General features: G+C 36.9%; 3 protein-coding genes. All 3 read left to right on the plus strand.

What is annotated here, in order from left to right:
* Positions 1 to 79 precede the first annotated feature (79 nt).
* A complete protein-coding gene (locus H1S06_RS00510) occupies positions 80 to 463 on the plus strand; it encodes a hypothetical protein (protein ID WP_181736327.1) in 384 nt (127 codons plus the stop codon).
* Positions 464 to 490: 27 nt separating this feature from the next.
* Positions 491 to 730: a hypothetical protein gene (locus H1S06_RS00515; RefSeq protein ID WP_181736328.1), complete on the plus strand. Its 240-nt coding sequence runs from the start codon at positions 491 to 493 to the stop codon at positions 728 to 730.
* A 158-nt stretch (positions 731 to 888) separates the two neighbouring features.
* Entirely contained in the window at positions 889 to 3,600 is a 2,712-nt protein-coding gene (locus tag H1S06_RS00520; protein ID WP_181736329.1) for an ATP-dependent DNA helicase, read from the plus strand.
* The last annotated feature ends 106 nt before the right edge of the window (positions 3,601 to 3,706 follow it).

Genomic DNA, 3,706 nt, shown 5'->3' on the forward strand with positions numbered 1-3,706 from the left:
ATGCGCATAATCAAAGTGTCTACTTTTTGTGGGTAGGACCAGCATCAACCATATTAAAATTCTTATGAGGAAGTTTTAAATGAGCTATGAAGTAATAAAAATTGCAGCTGACAAGCTTACATATCGTGAAAAAATGAAGCTTGCCCAGTACCTGATTCAGGCGGCAATAAAAGAAGAAGAAACTCTTAATCCAACAGAACGATTGGTAACCAGCTCAAATGGTCATCAGAATAAGGCTGCTGAGACCAAAAAAGATCTAAAAGGTCGGGAGTTGATCTCGTATGCAAAGGAAAGGCTCGCAAAGTCAAAACCAGGGAAACATCAGTCTTTGAAAAACTTTATTGGCGCTATGTTTCAATTTCAGGGTGGTATTGAAGATTCAAGAATTGATGATATTGTAAATAGCCTAGAAAAAGAAGGATTCCTGACTATTAGTGGCTCAAAAGTTAATTATTCACATTGATGGTTAAAACAAATTATGGAGTAGTATATGGAAATTATGGCGTTTATTGGAATTTTAATATTAATCATCGGTGGAATTGGTTTTCTAATAGCGGCGTTTAGAACCAGTGTTATTTGGGGGTTGGCGTGTCTACTAATATCACCTGTTTCTATAATATATTTAGTATTGCACTGGCCAGAAGCTAAGAACCCGTTCTTTCTTCAGCTTGCTGGACTTGCAGTAGTACTTTTTTCAGGATTTATGGGAGCGGATATGCCGCTACCTTAAATGTATAACAATAGTAAGCACTTGACCCAAAAAAGCTACGCTTTTCCGGTCAAGTGTTACGAGCGTTATACGGTTAGTTTAGTAAGTTCGATTTTGACCCAAAGTGGAAGTTGAAATCATAGTTACTCTGACCTCTTAATTGATAAGGAGTTAAGCCATTGAAGGCTACCGTATTTAATCAAGTTCAAAACGCAAGTGGTGCTATTTCTCATAATATCGCCAATCTTAGCGATAACAGAGAGCTTCTGTCTCAGAATGTCCTCGCTCAAGTTAGAAATTTGGTTGAAGGGGTGGCCGTATTATTTTATCGGAACTCATTAGATGCCGAATTTTCTTATCCCGAAATAAACCCAGCACTGCAGTATATTAGTGGTAATGGAAAATTAAATTTTGTTTTTCGGTTCCATAAGCTACTTCAAAAAGTAGCTTCACACTACACTTTTGATGGGGATTCATCAGAAAGATTAATGCTCAAATACTATGAATATTTGTATAGAATTAGAGCCGTTGTTTATCAAAACTACTCTCTCCAATTAATACCAAACCTTGAATCATTTCCTGTCGATTTGGATCCTTCTTTACGCGAATATCATGAAAAAATAACTGCTAGAATTGAATTTTCTCGCGGTACTAATTATGTTGGAGATAGAAAAGACCGTTACTATATTCAAAAAAATCGTCCATTTATATTCGATGGCCGGATATACTATGAGGTAACGTTTTGTCGTGCAGTAAATAAGGTAAGTAAGTTTGATCGAGTAATTGCTTTTACTGATCTTGATATATCGGACGAGTACGCGGTTAATCTAACGCTCAGGCGCGATCAAATTGAAGTACTAGGCCATGTTATGCCTATTACTTTAATTCTTGCATGGGAAGTTTCTATTCGTTCCTGCGAGCTAAAAAACTTCGCCCGTTTACTCGGTCATTCGGTGACAGGGAGCACGTCTTCACAGGAATATAAATATTTAATGAGTTTTTTGACACAAGGTTATCGAAATTTGAATGACCTGATGTGTATGAGTGATCAAAATTACCAACAGGTGAGACTAGGAGCGCTAGTTACAAATAACGCCTCTCAAATATTCGTTTTTTTGGATAAAGCACGACATATCATTAAAGCATCTCTCTCTGGCAGCAATATTCTTCGCTATCTTCTTTTGAGGATGAACAATCAATTATTGAAGTCTCAATATAATCGCGACGGATGTGAGCTACTATCTAATCTAAAATTTTCTTTTAGTAGTATACCATTTGATCAGATGCCTTTTTGTACATCTCTCCCTAAGCATAATCCGAGGTTTTGGGAACTCTCTGAATGTATCGATATGGCGGGGCGCCAACATGAACTTCTGGCTAGACGTGTTAGAAACAATGTCGAAAGACATGGAGTTTTGTATACCCCAATTGGAGATTTAAGCGAATTTGGAGATGTTGAGGCATTAATAAAAGATTTTAATAATCGAATTTATAAAAAACATAAAGAAATTCGAAGTTTGGTTTATGATAAAGGACACGTATTTATAAATGGCTATGAAGAAGATACTTTCAGTATTATTGAAAAGTTAAAAACATTTTCTTCTTCTGGCATATCAGGATATACCCAAGCAGTAACACGCTGGATAGCTGAGTCAGCTCACAGTATCGATGATACGGTGAAACAACAGGTTTTAACTCAATTATTTAGCGATTCGAAGGTTGCTCTTATATATGGAGCGGCAGGTACAGGTAAATCCACAATTGTTGACCATATTGCTCACTACTTTAGCGATAAGAGAAAGCTATTTTTGGCTCATACGAACCCTGCGAAAGATAATTTAATGCGTAAGGTAGCGGCGCAGAATTCTGAGTTTAGAACTGTAAGTAGTGAAATTCGTAGTGGACATAACCCTTTCTTGCCTGACTATGATCTTCTTGTGATCGATGAGTGCAGTACCGTTAGTAATTCTGATTTGTTGAAGGTATTAAAGAAAAACACCGCAAAATTGATAGTTCTTGTTGGTGATGTGTATCAAATTGAGTCAATACAGTTTGGCAATTGGTTCGAAGTGATTCGCTCTTTTATTCCTAGTTCTTCAGTCTTTGAATTAACAACGCCGTTTAGAACACAGAATAATTCGCTATTAGATTTCTGGGATAAAGTTCGAAATATAGATGATGACTTAACTGAAATTATGGTTAGGCATGGTTATTCGTCGATATTGGATTCGAGTATCTTCCAGTCTCAAGGTAATGACGAAATTATATTGTGTTTAAATTACGATGGTTTGTACGGGATTAATAATATTAATAGGTTTCTTCAAAGTAGTAACCCTAATCCATCGATAACCTGGGGTGATTCTATTTACAAGGTAGGGGATCCTGTTCTCTTTTATGAATCTGAGCGATTTAAACCTGTTATATACAATAACCTAAAAGGCCGAATAATTAAAATCGAACAGTTCGTCGGCTGCATTCAATTTGATATAGAGCTAGATCGCCCGTTGACTGAATTTGACGTTTCAGGGAATGAATTAGAGTGGATAGAAGGTTCTACTGTTAGGTTCCAAGTTTTTGAAGTAGAGAATAGTGATGACGACGATGACTCATTAAATATTACGATTCCGTTTCAAGTTGCCTACGCGGTATCTATTCATAAAGCGCAAGGGCTTGAATACGATTCTGTTAAAGTAGTCATAACAGATGCTAACGAAGAAGATATTTCTCATAGTATTTTTTATACCGCAATTACAAGGGCTAGGGAAAATTTGAAGATTTTTTGGACGCCGGAGACTCAGCAGAAAGTTATTCAGCGTCTGCAACGAATACCTAGAAATAAAGATGTTGCTTTGATATCAAGTCGGCGAGGTCTTACATCTGTTCGGAATTAATATGACTATTAGGGAAGGTGTGATCAAGTCCGCGTCATGGGATAATGCTGACTGAACATGATCGAGGACGCATAAGATGGATCAGCAACTTACATTCGCGGACAGC

The organism is Marinobacterium marinum, from assembly GCF_013868415.1.
Classification (GTDB): Bacteria; Pseudomonadota; Gammaproteobacteria; order Pseudomonadales; family Balneatricaceae; genus Marinobacterium; species Marinobacterium marinum.

What these genes read in the sequence shown, in the direction of transcription:
- H1S06_RS00510 (WP_181736327.1), top strand. Translation starts at nt 80, where the DNA reads ATGAGCTATGAAGTAATAAAAATTGCAGCTGACAAGCTTACATATCGT.
- H1S06_RS00515 (WP_181736328.1), top strand. Translation starts at nt 491, where the DNA reads ATGGAAATTATGGCGTTTATTGGAATTTTAATATTAATCATCGGTGGA.